14 protein-coding genes and 1 tRNA gene are annotated in these 11,458 nt (G+C 59.9%); 11 read left to right on the forward strand and 4 right to left on the reverse strand.

Annotated features, from left to right (window positions below; translation table 11 throughout):
* The first annotated feature begins 1 nt into the window (after position 1).
* The 4 genes from ihfA to CKW17_RS28235 all read left to right on the forward strand — a co-directional run bounded on the left by ihfA (position 2) and on the right by CKW17_RS28235 (position 1,546).
* A complete protein-coding gene (gene ihfA / locus CKW17_RS28215) occupies positions 2–304 on the forward strand; it encodes an integration host factor subunit alpha (RefSeq protein WP_002553164.1) in 303 nt (100 codons plus the stop codon).
* Positions 285–641, forward strand: coding sequence for a MerR family transcriptional regulator (locus CKW17_RS28220; protein ID WP_003179985.1), 357 nt, complete (start codon positions 285–287; stop codon positions 639–641). Before ihfA ends, CKW17_RS28220 begins: the two co-directional genes overlap by 20 nt.
* Positions 642–730: 89 nt before the next feature.
* Positions 731–807, forward strand: a tRNA-Pro gene (locus CKW17_RS28225).
* A 499-nt stretch (positions 808–1,306) separates the two neighbouring features.
* Positions 1,307–1,546, forward strand: coding sequence for a YceK/YidQ family lipoprotein (locus CKW17_RS28235; RefSeq protein WP_095123160.1), 240 nt, complete (start codon positions 1,307–1,309; stop codon positions 1,544–1,546).
* A gap of 98 nt (positions 1,547–1,644) precedes the next feature.
* Here CKW17_RS28235 and CKW17_RS28240 read toward each other — a convergent pair whose 3' ends face one another.
* From CKW17_RS28240 to CKW17_RS28250, 3 genes are all read right to left on the reverse strand, one after another.
* Positions 1,645–2,202, reverse strand: coding sequence for an NADAR family protein (locus CKW17_RS28240; RefSeq protein WP_095123162.1), 558 nt, complete (start codon positions 2,200–2,202; stop codon positions 1,645–1,647).
* Positions 2,203–2,279: 77 nt separating this feature from the next.
* Positions 2,280–2,891, reverse strand: coding sequence for a type II secretion system protein J (locus tag CKW17_RS28245; protein WP_095123164.1), 612 nt, complete (start codon positions 2,889–2,891; stop codon positions 2,280–2,282).
* On the reverse strand, positions 2,888–3,349 hold the full coding sequence (locus tag CKW17_RS28250) for a GspH/FimT family pseudopilin (protein ID WP_095123166.1): 462 nt from the start codon (positions 3,347–3,349) through the stop codon (positions 2,888–2,890). Before CKW17_RS28250 ends, CKW17_RS28245 begins: the two co-directional genes overlap by 4 nt.
* A 114-nt stretch (positions 3,350–3,463) precedes the next feature.
* On the opposite strand from CKW17_RS28250, the gene CKW17_RS28255 reads away from it, so the two are divergent.
* Positions 3,464–3,895, forward strand: a complete 432-nt coding sequence (locus CKW17_RS28255) for a type II secretion system protein N (RefSeq protein ID WP_095123168.1) — start codon at positions 3,464–3,466, stop codon at positions 3,893–3,895.
* A gap of 6 nt (positions 3,896–3,901) precedes the next feature.
* Here the strand turns inward: CKW17_RS28255 and gspI are convergent, their stop codons facing one another.
* Entirely contained in the window at positions 3,902–4,288 is a 387-nt protein-coding gene (gene gspI / locus CKW17_RS28260) for a type II secretion system minor pseudopilin GspI (RefSeq protein WP_095123170.1), read from the reverse strand.
* A gap of 146 nt (positions 4,289–4,434) precedes the next feature.
* Between gspI and gspG the strand changes: the two genes are divergently transcribed.
* Genes gspG through gspE form a run of 6 tightly spaced genes read left to right on the forward strand, consistent with a single transcriptional unit; the run spans position 4,435 to position 11,364 of the window.
* On the forward strand, positions 4,435–4,884 hold the full coding sequence (gspG, locus tag CKW17_RS28265; protein ID WP_016984958.1) for a type II secretion system major pseudopilin GspG: 450 nt from the start codon (positions 4,435–4,437) through the stop codon (positions 4,882–4,884).
* Positions 4,885–4,892: 8 nt separating this feature from the next.
* The gene (gene gspK / locus CKW17_RS28270; protein ID WP_095123171.1) at positions 4,893–5,879 is read left to right on the forward strand and encodes a type II secretion system minor pseudopilin GspK; all 987 of its coding nucleotides are present in this window, start codon (positions 4,893–4,895) and stop codon (positions 5,877–5,879) included.
* Positions 5,876–7,054 carry a type II secretion system protein GspL gene (gene gspL / locus CKW17_RS28275; RefSeq protein WP_095123174.1) on the forward strand — a complete coding sequence of 393 codons (1,179 nt, stop codon included), beginning with the start codon at positions 5,876–5,878 and terminating at the stop codon, positions 7,052–7,054. Before gspK ends, gspL begins: the two co-directional genes overlap by 4 nt.
* On the forward strand, positions 7,047–7,589 hold the full coding sequence (gene gspM, locus CKW17_RS28280) for a type II secretion system protein GspM (RefSeq protein WP_095123176.1): 543 nt from the start codon (positions 7,047–7,049) through the stop codon (positions 7,587–7,589). Before gspL ends, gspM begins: the two co-directional genes overlap by 8 nt.
* Positions 7,586–9,961 carry a type II secretion system secretin GspD gene (gene gspD / locus CKW17_RS28285; RefSeq protein ID WP_095123179.1) on the forward strand — a complete coding sequence of 792 codons (2,376 nt, stop codon included), beginning with the start codon at positions 7,586–7,588 and terminating at the stop codon, positions 9,959–9,961. The genes gspM and gspD overlap by 4 nt, the downstream gene beginning before the upstream one ends.
* Positions 9,958–11,364, forward strand: a complete 1,407-nt coding sequence (gspE, locus tag CKW17_RS28290; RefSeq protein WP_095123181.1) for a type II secretion system ATPase GspE — start codon at positions 9,958–9,960, stop codon at positions 11,362–11,364. The genes gspD and gspE overlap by 4 nt, the downstream gene beginning before the upstream one ends.
* Positions 11,365–11,458 lie beyond the last annotated feature (94 nt).

An 11,458-nucleotide genomic window follows, 5' to 3' on the forward strand; every position in this document is an offset into this window, starting at 1 on the left:
TATGGGGGCTTTGACGAAAGCTGAGATGGCGGAACGTCTGTATGAAGAGCTGGGCCTGAACAAGCGGGAAGCCAAGGAATTGGTCGAACTGTTTTTCGAGGAAATCAGGCACGCTCTTGAAGACAACGAGCAGGTCAAATTGTCCGGTTTCGGCAATTTCGACCTTCGGGACAAACGCCAGCGGCCTGGCCGCAACCCGAAAACGGGGGAAGAAATCCCGATCACGGCTCGCCGTGTGGTCACCTTTCGTCCAGGGCAGAAGTTGAAAGCCCGAGTTGAGGCTTATGCTGGAACCAAGTCATAACGACGAACTACCCGTCATCCCGGGCAAACGCTACTTCACCATCGGTGAAGTCAGCGAGCTGTGTGCCGTAAAGCCACACGTGCTGCGCTACTGGGAGCAGGAGTTTCCTCAACTCAACCCCGTCAAACGCCGCGGAAACCGCCGGTATTATCAGCGCCAGGACGTGCTGATGATTCGGCAGATCCGCGCGCTCCTTTACGATCAAGGTTTCACCATCGGTGGCGCACGACTGCGTTTGTCCGGCGATGAAGCCAAAGACGACACGACCCAATACAAGCAGATGATTCGGCAGATGATTGCCGAGTTGGAAGATGTACTGGTGGTTCTCAAGAAATAAAAAGCAGCGTTTGAATACTTCCAGTTTTCAAACGCTTGCGCTATATTCTTGAGCGTTCTTCGAGGTGAAGAACGAGTTGTAAAACCAGTCGGGGCGTAGCGCAGTCCGGTAGCGCACTAGCATGGGGTGCTAGGGGTCGAGTGTTCGAATCACTCCGTCCCGACCATAATTTCTGAGTGAAATCAGACACAAAAGCCGATCAGATAGATCGGCTTTTTTGTACCCGCGCGAAACTACACGGTAGTTTCTTAATAAGATCTGGATCCGCTCCGGCCAAGCGATCTTTGCTGAATCCTTCAAATTCAATCCCGACTATGCGTAGTAGAGGTTCAGCGCAATCAGCTCAAACACAGCCACAAATACGCAGAACGCAACGAATCTTCGGGTAAACACCCTGCGAGGCTTTTCATAGCCTTGATAGTTACTGAATGCGCTGCAAAGGTTTCCCACGAAATCAATAAAGTCCATCAGATCTGCATCCTCGCCTGCATGCTTCACGCATCTTGCCAATTCCAATCTGGTTGAGACTTCTCATTGTCCTTACGATCGGCTTCGGTAGTCGGCCTAGGGCTCTACTTCACCCATGTGGGTGGCCCGTTGTAGAGGGAAAGCCATCTGCAACCCCGTTTACACAGCTCAGTATCAACAACTAATAAGGATATTAAGTGTTTCACAAACTGATGTTACTGGCGTTGATCGTCAGTTCAAGCGGCTGTGCAGCAACGGCCATGCGGATGGATTATGACAAGCACCGATGTCCCTACATCGGTGTTCGGCTCGACTGGTGGTTGGTCGGTACATCCAAAGGCAAGTTGATTCCCTTTTTACTGATCGACGCGCCATTTTCATTGGTGGTCGATACAGTATTCTTCCCCTTTGAATATCAATACACCTGCAATTTATGACTTTCGGGTAGTGCAACCTAAAGCGGTATAAATCTCCCGTAGAAAAGCCTTGGCCTGTGCCAAGGCTTTTTCGTTGCTGACGCCCCCGCCAATAAAACTCAGGACAATCCAACCCTGCCGTCCCGCACCTGCATCAGTGCAAACCCCAAAAGATTCAGGCCTTTCCACAGGTTCGGATCGTTCACATCCCCGTGATCTTGCGCGAGCCCAATTCCCCAAATGGCATCAACCGGGCTCGCTTCGACAATGACCCGAGATCCAGTGCGCATCAGGTATTCGTCCAGCTCCGGGTTTTGGGAGAACTTGGCTTGGTTTGCCCGGACGACGATGTCGTATCGGTGTTGCAGCCAGAGCTGGTCGTTGAACCCGTGCACCTTGCGGCCGAGCGCTTTGGCGGCGTTCGGGGTCGGGGCCTGGAGCACTTGTGCACGAATTTCCTGATCGTCGAACAACGCTGCCTTCTCGGCCATCATGAAGTGTTCGGCTGTCGGGTAGCGTTGCCCCTCGACAACGAATTCGGCTTCGTACCACTGGCTGAAGCACGAAGCCGTGATGGCGTTTTTGCTTCGCTGGTGTCCCCAGAAAAAAGTGAAATCCAGAGGCTCTCCAGCGTTGAAGCGAGCGCGTAGATCTTCGAGAAGTTTAGAGTCGTGCAATGAGATTTCCTCGGTAACTGACGTTCGACGTTACAGTTGCTGTGCGCGTCTGGGCAATACGTAATATTGCCCAGAGACTAATCCAGTGGGCCCAATACTTGGCGGTAGTGTTCTTCGCCTTGAAGCGTCTGCCGGGTCAGGCGGATTTCCAGGCCTTGGGGGTTTTCTTTGCGGTTGCCGCTGAGCTGGCGCCAACCCATCTCGGGTTCCCAGACGCGCACTTGCAGGTCGCTGATTCTGTCGAGCACCGCCACTGCCTGTTTCGGCGCAGGCAGCGGGTAGCGATCACGTGGCGTGGCGGCGGCGCGGTACAGGGTTTGATCTTTCAACCACCAGCGCACGCGCTGCAAGCCGTTGTGCGAGGTGGCTGCACTGCGGATCACGTCAAGACGAAAGCTCTGGTCGTCGGCGCTGCGCACGCTGATTGCCGCTGGCTGCCCGGATCGTTCGTCATCGTTGTCGTTCAACAGTGGTTCGCGCAGTTCGATGCTGGCGCGCAAGGCGATATCTCGTTCCAGTTGATGCAGCGTGCGCAGCAGTGCTTCGGTGTGTTCGGTGCTCGCCTGCAGGTGCGTGTCGGCGCGGCTCACGCTGTCCAGACCGCGCCAGGCAATCAGGCTGACGATCGCCATGAGCAGGATCGCGACCATCACTTCGATCAGGGTAAAACCCTCTTGCCGGTTATTCATGGCTGGTTGGCCAAGGTCAATTTGCCCGTGGCTGTGCGTTGCACGGTGAGCGTGTTCTGGCCGTCCGAGAGTTGCAGTTGCACGGGTGAATCGAACCACTCGGCGTTCAGTAACAGCGGCTGCCTGGGTGTCACTCGGACCTTCAGCGATGGCGTTTCCCAGTGACGAGGGCGCAGTTGCGGATCGGCGAGGAAGTGATCGAAGCCGGGGCCTTGTTCATTGCGACGGCTGAAACGAAAGCCGTTTTTGTCCGCCAGCCAAGTGATCGGGCGGCCGTCGGCCAGGGCTTCGGCATGGGCGATTTGCAGCAACTGGATCAAGCGATTGGCGTCCTTGCGCAGCAGTTGCGCCGGGTCAGGTTTGATACTCAGGCTGACGGCGGCGCTGGCAATACCGATGATGATCAACACCACCATCAATTCGATGAGGGTGAAGCCTGTTTGTCTGTCCTTGGTCATACCGCAACGTTCCTTCGTTGTGAATCCATCCTGGCGGATTCGAACCATCAATCCGGATAGAAAAGCGAATGTTGTCCTGTAGACTGCGACGCAGGACAACAGGGAGGTTGGGTCTTGGCATTTACTTTTCGCTTATCCGCAACGCAGCTTGTGCAATCGGCGGCGCTGATCGCGGCGCTGGCAGGGGGGCTGTTCTGGTCTGCGCTGTTGCTGACGCCGGCACAATCCCACGTTCCGGCGGTGGCACCCCAAGTGTTGCCGACGCGAGCCGACACAGCGGCTTTGCAGTGGTTTTCCAACCAGCCGGCACCGTTGGATATCAAGGTTTCCGGAGTGCTGGCAGGGGCGCACGCCGCGGTGGCAATTCTAAGTCTCAACGACGGTCCGCCGCGCAGTTTTCTGGTGGGTGATCGCTTGACCCAGGGTGTGCGCGTGATAGCCATTGAACAGGATGCGGTGGTCATCGAGCGGGGCGCAGAGCAGAGCCGATTAAAAGTCAGCACGCTGCCAGACTCGCCATCGCTACCTCGACTGACTCGACCCTGAGCAGCGTCATTGGCGCTTTTCCTGCGGCTGGCCGAGTAAGGTTTCGAGTCGCGCCAGGGGCGGTGCCTGACGTTCGCGATCCGAAACCAGCAGCGTCACGCGCATCAATCGTCCATCGGTGCTCGGGGTCACGCGTTGGGCACAGCGCAGTTGCAGGCGACCTTGATCACAGTCGAAGGTTTTCAGGCCCGGGGCAAAATCTCCCTCCAGGCGCAGTTCGGCGAGCCGGGTCTGTGCCGCCAGCAAAGCGATCGAGCGATCGCGCAACAGGCCATTGCTCTGGGTCATCAGGCTCGCAACGCGAACGGCCGCAGACATGGCCACGGCGATGATTGCCAAGGCCACCAGAACCTCGATGAGGGTGAAACCTCGCTCCTTGCGCAACGCTTCCATGCTTGTCTCTGCGGTTGAAACCGGCCCGCAGAATAACACCCGTCCTTTGGCGAATGTGCAGAAAAACAGTGCGTTAATGATTGTTGTACGATGACTGGCTTTTGTTACACTGCGCGCCGAATGTAATCATGCCAAGGAAGGTTGAAATGGATTTCGCGCGCGTCAAATCTCAGTCCGCAGGCCGTCGAGGCCAGCAGGGTTTTACCCTGATCGAAATCATGGTGGTGGTGGTCATCCTCGGCATTCTGGCGGCGATGGTCGTGCCCAAGGTGCTCGACCGACCTGATCAGGCCCGAGCCACTGCGGCAAAACAAGACATCGCCGGCCTGATGCAGGCGCTCAAACTCTACCGCCTCGACCACGGCACTTATCCGACCCTGAATCAGGGGCTCAAGGTGTTGGTGGAGCGTCCGGCGGATGCGAAGAACAGCAACTGGCGCTCTTATCTGGAACGCTTGCCCAACGACCCGTGGGGTCGTCCTTACAACTATCTGAATCCTGGCGCGAACGGTGAGATCGACATCTTTTCCCTCGGCGCCGACGGTCAACCTGACGGCGACGGCGTCAATGCCGATATTGGTTCCTGGCAGCTCTGAGAGCGACCATGAACTCATCCTCGCCACAGGCGCAGAAGCAGCGCGGCATGGCCATTATCAGCGCCTTGCTGATTGCCGCCGTGGTTGCGGTGATTGCGGCTGGCATGCTCACCCGGCAGAGCGTCTTTACCCGTTCTCTTGAAGCGGAACAGTCCCGAGTGCAGGGCGCTGCCGCGCTGTTGGCGGGTCTGGAGCTGAGTCGGCAACTGCTCAGGGACGCGAGTCAACAGGGCGCGCAGACCCGGCTCGATCAACCTTGGGCGCAGCCTGTCAAAAGCCATTTGTTGAATTCGCCGGGGGGCGGTTTCGAGGGGCGGATCGAGGATCAGCAGGGCAAGTTCAATTTGCGCAATTTACTCAGCAATGAGCGCGTCGATGGCGGACAGTTGCGCAGCTTCGAACGCCTCTGCGAAATGATCGGAATCGATGCTGCCCTCAGCCAGCGCATCAGCCAGCGCGTCATTGCCTCCTACCCGAGAATGCCCGACCTGCAAGCCGCTGGGCAGAGTATCGCGCAGACGGGTTTCGACGGCGTCCGTGCGACGTCGCCAAGTACGCGTCGAAGCCCCTTGCCGGCCACTCAGCCGATGTTGCGCAGCCTTGATGATTTACGTGGCCTCGAAGGCATGAACGAGGAGCTGCTTGGGCGCTTGAATCAGTATGTCAGCCTGATTCCGGCCAAGACCTGGGTCAACGGTAATACCGCCAGCGCCGAGGTATTGGTGGCGGTGGTACCGGGGTTATCGCTGGCGCAGGCCAGGGCCGTGGTGGGAGAGCGCGATCGTGGCCAGTGGTTCCTCAATCGCGGGGATTTCGTCAACCGTCTGCACTTGCCGCATCTGACTGTCGACGGACTGAACGTCGGCATCAGCAGCGATTGGTTTCTGCTGCGCGGACACGCGCGTCGTGATCAGCGCCGCGTCAGCCTGGATGCGTTGCTGCATCGATCTGCCGACGACCTGCCGAAAGTGGTCTGGTCGAGGCTCGGCGTATGACTCGCCTGCGAATCGCCTTGCCGCCGCTGGCGGGTTTGACCTCAGACTCTGAGGTTGAATTTGCGCGTCTGGATCGGCACGACCAGGTCAGTCAGACCGGTGTCAGTACGCTGTTGCTGATTGAACAGGAGTGGCCGTTACAGCCGGTTGAATTTTTTCTGCATCCGGCGGACAGTGTACTGACCAGTTTGCAGTTGCCACCGCTGGCGCCGGTGAAAATCGAGGCGGCGGTGAAGTGTGCCGCTCAGGCGCTGATTCTGGGTGGCACTGAACAAATGTACGTTGCACACAGTGCTCGTGAGGTCTCGGGGCAAGTGGCGCTGGCCTGGCTCGCGCAGGCATCTCTGGATCGTTTCGGGCTGTTATTGGCTCAGCACCGATTGAAGCTGCGAGGCCTTTACCCGGCGCCTTATGCGTTGCCGGTGCCAGCGCAGGGGCAGGTCAGCGCGTGTGTATTGGACGGGCAATTGCTGCTGCGCTTCAGCCGTGCGCAGGCTTCGGTAGAACCGTTGGCGCAGGAGCGTCTGGATGCACTCGTCACCAGTGGTCGCGGCTTGCAGTGGATCGGCGCGGATGCTCCTGCAACAGTCGTCGAACCACGACCTGCGGAGCAGCGCTGGTGTGGCGTCGCGCCGGGATGGGGGTTGCATGCAGGCGTCGGCAAGGCTGCCGGCCCCGCTCGCGGTTGGGGCAAGGCCGTCTTCTGTTGCGCCTTGGCGATCGCGATCTGGGTGTCGGGGCTGAACCTTTACGCGGCCCGTGAAGTGACCGAGGGCGAACAGCTCAAGGCGCAAATGAGCCAGCGGGTAAAGCAGGCTTTTCCAGAGTTACCGGTGATCCTCAATCCGTTGCAGCAGGCTCGCCAGCAACTGGCGGCTCGACACAATGGGGTGGCGGCCGACGCGAATCACGGGTTTGCCTACCTGGTGCAACACGCCGCGAGCGCGCTGCCGTTTATGGCAGGCAGCGTCCAGCGCATGACCTTTGAGCAGGGACGTTTGCAGTTGGAGTTGGCCGCCGATACTGCGCAGGCACCCGCCGACGGCGCATTGCCGGGAGCGCTGACGCAGGCCGGGTTGGTCGCCAGACGCGAAGACAACGTGTGGATTTTCAGCCCGCGGGTTGAGCCGGCAGCGGCTGAGGACGATGCCGTCATGGACAGCGACGATGAATAATCTACTGGCGATCTATCGGGCTCGCTGGCTGCTGCTGCGAGCACAGATTCATCGGCATTGGGCGCCGCTGACCTTGCGCGAAAAACGCCTGGTCGCGGGCACCGCATTGATGTTGGGGGGCGTGCTGATCTGGCTGCTGCTCGTCCAGCCACCGCTGAAAAAGATTGAGCATTGGCAGACCGAAACGCCGAAGTTGCGTGGCCAGGCCGAAGCGCTGGATCTGTTGTTGCGCGAGGTGGCGACAGCGCCCATTGGGCAAAACGTCGAGCGGTCATTGCAGCAATCTCTCGATGGCAGCGGGCTGCTTGGTCACTACCAGTTGCAGGCAATTGGCACCGCTTGGCAGTTGACGTTCGAGGATGCGCCCGCTGATGCCGTCATCAGTTGGCTGTTAATCCACCCCGTGCAGTTTTCACTTGAAGTGGTCGAGGCTCGTTTGCAGCGTGCAGACGCAGCCAAGGTCGACGATACGGCCGGCACTTTGTCAGGCACCGTTCGCATGGATCAGGCGCTGGGCGCTAAGGAAGCTTCATGAAGGGGTCAGGATCCAAACCGGCACGTCTGGCGTTGCCGATGTTGCTGATGGCGTTGAGCGCGTGCAGCAACACCAGCACCACGCCGCAGAATCAGCCGCCGTTGCTGGTCGACAGTGAACTCGGTCGACCGCTGGCCAACACCCAGCGCAGCGGCGACGCGGTACTCGACCGCGAACGCGCACAGGCGCAGGCGCGACCGGCGCCGAAGCCATTGCACAACATCAGCAAGAGTGCGCGCAGTGGTGCGGCGGCGTCGGGCATTGCCTTGCCGAGTAATCCTTTGGGCGATCAACCGGTAACGCTGAATTTTGTCGACGCCGATATTCAAGCGGTGGTGCGCGCGTTGTCGCGTTCGACTGGTCAGCAGTTTCTGGTCGACCCTCGGGTGAAGGGCACGTTGACGCTGGTGTCGGAAGGTCAGGTGCCGGCGCGGCAGGCTTACGACATGTTGCTGGCGGCGTTGCGTATGCAGGGTTTCAGTGTGGTCGATGTTGGCGGTGTGGCGCAGGTGGTGCCGGAGGCGGATGCGAAACTGCTGGGTGGGCCGATCTACAGCGCCGACAAACCAGCGGGAAACGGCATGCTCACCCGCACGTTTCGGCTGCAATATGAAAACGCGGTGAACCTGATTCCGGTGCTGCGGCCGATCGTTTCGCCGAACAATCCGATCAACGCCTATCCGGGCAATAACACCATCGTCATCACCGACTACGCCGAGAACCTGACCCGCGTTGCGCAGTTGATCGCGAGCATTGATTCGCCGAGTGCGATTGACACGGATGTGGTGCAGATCCAGAACGGCATCGCTGCTGACATCGCGCCGATGGTCGCTGATTTACTCGATGCGCCGGGCAATGATCCGACGCAGAAAATTGCGGTGATCGGTGATCCGCGTTCCAACACCATCATCATTCGCGCCGGCAGTCCCGAGCGCACGGAGCTGGCGCGTAATCTGATCTACAAACTGGATAACGCGCAGAGTAATCCGAGCAACCTGCACGTGGTTTATCTGCGTAATGCGCAGGCGGCGAAACTGGCGCAGGCCTTGCGCGGGTTGCTCACCGGCGAGAGTGACAGCGGCACCAGTGACAGTGCGCGTTCGGTGCTCAGCGCGATGGGCGCAAGTACTGGCGGTAGTGCTGGGCAGAACGGTCAGAGCGGCACGCAAAGCAGCGGCAGCACGTCGACCACTAACAGCAGCGGCAGCACGGGCGGCAGTTACGCGCAGGGCAGCAGTGGCAGCACAACCGGCAGCGGCAGCGCGCAAAGCAGCGAACAGAACGTCGCCTTCAGTGCCGGCGGCGTGACCATTCAGGCTGACGCCACCACCAACACCTTGCTGATTTCCGCGCCGGAGCCGTTGTATCGCAACTTGCGCGAGGTGATCGATCTGCTCGACCAGCGTCGCGCGCAAGTGGTAATCGAAAGCCTGATTGTCGAAGTCGGCGAGGATGATGCCAGTGAGTTCGGCGTGCAATGGCAGACCGGCAATCTCGGTGGCAACGGCGTGATCGGCGGGGCGAATCTGGGTGGTTCGGGGATCAACACCAATGCCAAAACCAGCATTGACGTGTTGCCGCAAGGTTTGAACCTGGGCTACGTCAACGGCACCGTCGACATCCCCGGTATCGGCAAGATTCTCGACCTGAAAGTGCTGGCCCGGGCCTTGAAGAGCAAGGGCGGCACCAACGTGCTGTCGACGCCGAACCTGCTGACCCTCGACAACGAAGCGGCGAGTATTTTTGTTGGGCAGACCATTCCGTTTGTCAGTGGTAGTTACGTGACTGGCGGTGGCGGCACCAGCAACAACCCGTTCCAGACCGTGACCCGTGAAGAGGTGGGTTTGAAGCTCAATGTTCGCCCGCAGATTTCCGAGGGCGGCACGGTCAAGCTCGATATCTATCAGGAAGTCAGCAGCATTGATGAGCGCGCTTCCAACAGCGCGACATCGACGGGGATCGTTACCAACAAACGCGCGATCGACACCAGTATTTTGCTCGACGACGGCCAGATCATGGTCCTCGGCGGATTGCTGCAGGACGGTTACAGCCAGAGCAATGACGCGGTGCCATGGCTGGGCAGTCTGCCGGGGATTGGCGCGCTGTTTCGCAATGAACGCCGGGCGATCACCAAGACCAACCTGATGGTGTTCCTGCGCCCGTACATCATCCGCGACAGCGAAGCGGGGCGCAGTATTACTCTCAATCGCTACGACTTCATGCGCCGCGCCCAGGGTGGTTTGCAGCCGGAACGCAGTTGGGCGATGCCGGACATGCAGGCGCCGCAGTTGCCGACGGCGGCGCAGGGTGTGCCGGCGGTTATGCCTGCCTCAGGGCCACGCGCGACGATCAAAGCGGTGCCCATCCAATGAGTTCGCTGCCCTACGCCTGGGCCAAGGCGCAGCGGATTCTGTTGTGCGATGGCGTGCTGACGGTGTGCCCGTCAACGCCGGGCTGGTCGATCAGCGAGGCGCGGCGGCAGTTTGGCGCGACCACGATTCAGCGGGTGCGCGATGATGAACTCGATGGCTTGCTCGCCGCTGCCTATGCCGACACCGGCAGTGCCGCCGCTGTGGTCGGGGCGGCGGAGAATGAAGTCGACCTCGACCGCTTGATGCAGGACATGCCGGAAATCACCGACCTGCTCGACACCCAGGACGGCGCGCCGGTGATCCGCATGATCAACGCCTTGCTGACCCAAGCGGCGCGCGATGAGGCCAGTGACATTCATATCGAACCGTTCGAAACCCATTCAGTGGTGCGCTACCGCGTCGACGGTACGCTGCGTGACGTGGTCTCGCCGCGCAAGGCGTTGCACGGTGCGCTGGTGTCGCGGATCAAGATCATGGCGCAGCTCGACATCGCCGAAAAACGCCTGCCGCAGGACGGTCGCATCGCCTTACGGGTGGCCGGGCGGCCGATCGATATTCGTGTTTCAACGGTGCCGACCGGCCATGGCGAACGGGTGGTGATGCGCTTGCTCGACAAACAGGCTGGGCGCCTGCATCTGGAAACGTTGGGCATGGACGCACAGGTGTTGGCCAAACTCGATCACCTGATCCGTCAGCCTCACGGCATCGTTTTGGTCACCGGGCCGACCGGCAGCGGCAAAACCACCAGCCTCTACGCCGCACTGGCGCGGCTCGATGCAAGTACCAGCAACATCCTCACCGTCGAAGACCCGGTGGAATACGACTTGCCGGGCATCAGTCAGATTCAGGTTAACGCCAAGATCGACATGACTTTTGCGTTGGCGCTGCGGGCGATCCTGCGTCAGGACCCGGACATCATCATGATCGGCGAAATCCGCGATCTCGAAACTGCGCAAATCGCCGTGCAGGCGTCGCTGACCGGGCATTTGGTGTTGGCAACGCTGCACACCAACGACGCGGTGTCGGCGGTCAACCGCTTGATCGACATGGGCGTCGAACCGTTTCTGCTGGCGTCGTCAATGCTCGGGGTTTTGGCGCAGCGACTGGTGAGGCGGCTGTGCAATCACTGCAAGGAAGAAGACCCCACCGCGCCCGGCACCTGGCGCCCGGTCGGTTGCCCAGCGTGCAATCAAACCGGTTACAGCGGCCGTACCGGCATTCACGAATTGTTCTGCATCGACGACGACATCCGTACCCTGATTCACCAAGGGGCAGGGGAGCAGGCCTTGCGCGCTTCGGCGGCCAAGGCCGGGATGTTCAGCCTGCGCGAGGACGGTGACCGCTGGATCCGCAGCGGCGCCACCGCGCCCGAAGAAATCCTCCGTGTGACACGGGACGCCTGATGAATCGCTATCGTTTTGAAGCCGCCGACGCCACCGGCAAGATTGAATCCGGGCACCTTGAGGCGGACAGCCAGGCTGCCGCGTTCACAACATT

Source organism: Pseudomonas sp. Irchel s3f10, from assembly GCF_900187515.1.
GTDB classification, from domain to species: domain Bacteria; phylum Pseudomonadota; class Gammaproteobacteria; order Pseudomonadales; family Pseudomonadaceae; genus Aquipseudomonas; species Aquipseudomonas tensinigenes.

Bases quoted from the DNA above. Each gene is read 5' to 3' on its own strand.
- gspL (WP_095123174.1), top strand. From the start codon at position 5,876: ATGACTCGCCTGCGAATCGCCTTGCCGCCGCTGGCGGGTTTGACCTCA.
- gspM (WP_095123176.1), top strand. From the start codon at position 7,047: ATGAATAATCTACTGGCGATCTATCGGGCTCGCTGGCTGCTGCTGCGA.
- gspK (WP_095123171.1), top strand. From the start codon at position 4,893: ATGAACTCATCCTCGCCACAGGCGCAGAAGCAGCGCGGCATGGCCATT.
- CKW17_RS28220 (WP_003179985.1), top strand. From the start codon at position 285: ATGCTGGAACCAAGTCATAACGACGAACTACCCGTCATCCCGGGCAAA.
- gspG (WP_016984958.1), top strand. From the start codon at position 4,435: ATGGATTTCGCGCGCGTCAAATCTCAGTCCGCAGGCCGTCGAGGCCAG.
- gspI (WP_095123170.1), bottom strand. From the start codon at position 4,288: ATGGAAGCGTTGCGCAAGGAGCGAGGTTTCACCCTCATCGAGGTTCTG.
- CKW17_RS28245 (WP_095123164.1), bottom strand. From the start codon at position 2,891: ATGAATAACCGGCAAGAGGGTTTTACCCTGATCGAAGTGATGGTCGCG.
- gspE (WP_095123181.1), top strand. From the start codon at position 9,958: ATGAGTTCGCTGCCCTACGCCTGGGCCAAGGCGCAGCGGATTCTGTTG.
- gspD (WP_095123179.1), top strand. From the start codon at position 7,586: ATGAAGGGGTCAGGATCCAAACCGGCACGTCTGGCGTTGCCGATGTTG.
- CKW17_RS28250 (WP_095123166.1), bottom strand. From the start codon at position 3,349: ATGACCAAGGACAGACAAACAGGCTTCACCCTCATCGAATTGATGGTG.
- ihfA (WP_002553164.1), top strand. From the start codon at position 2: ATGGGGGCTTTGACGAAAGCTGAGATGGCGGAACGTCTGTATGAAGAG.